The sequence below is a fragment of the Acetobacterium paludosum genome (assembly GCF_008086595.1).
In the GTDB taxonomy this organism is placed as follows: Bacteria; Bacillota; Clostridia; order Eubacteriales; family Eubacteriaceae; genus Acetobacterium; species Acetobacterium paludosum.
Window position 1 is genome coordinate 1 of the sequence record NZ_RXYA01000047.1, and the last position, 779, is coordinate 779.

The following is a 779-nucleotide window of genomic DNA, read 5'->3' on the forward strand; positions in this document are numbered from 1 at the left end:
CATGTTGAATATGAAACCCCAAATCGCCATTACGCCCATGTTGATTGCCCGGGCCATGCGGATTATGTAAAGAACATGATCACCGGTGCTGCCCAAATGGATGGAGCCATCCTGGTTGTTAGTGCTGCTGATGGTCCGATGCCACAAACCCGTGAACATATTTTATTAAGCCGTCAGGTAGGCGTGCCCTACATCCTTGTTTTCTTAAACAAAGTAGACATGGTAGACGACGAAGAATTACTCGAACTTGTTGAAATGGAAGTTCGTGAATTATTAGACGAATACGATTTCCCAGGTGATGATACACCAATCATTGCCGGATCGGCATTAAAAGCATTAGAAGATCCAGATGGCCCTTGGGGAGACAAAATTGTTGAATTGATGGAAGCCGTTGACAGCTGGATCCCAGATCCAGTTCGTGATACAGACAAACCATTCCTGATGCCGGTAGAAGATGTTTTCTCAATTACCGGCCGTGGAACAGTTGCAACCGGACGTGTTGAACGTGGTGTTGTAAAAGTTGGTGAAGAAGTCGAAATCGTCGGAATCCACGATGTTAAGAAAACCGTTGTAACCGGAATTGAAATGTTCAGAAAACTGCTTGACGAAGGTCGTTCAGGAGACAACATCGGTGCGTTATTACGAGGCATCGACCGGACCCAAATCGAACGTGGTCAGGTATTAGCAAAACCAGGTTCCATTCATCCTCATACTCACTTCACATCAGAAGTATATGTGCTAACCAAAGAAGAAGGCGGACGTCATACTCCATTCTTTGA

1 protein-coding gene is annotated in these 779 nt (G+C 45.3%); it reads left to right on the forward strand.

Translation table 11 applies throughout. The features are described from left to right. Positions 1 to 779 (forward strand): elongation factor Tu (locus FZC41_RS17115; protein WP_148568657.1); only part of this gene is annotated, 779 nt, incomplete at both ends.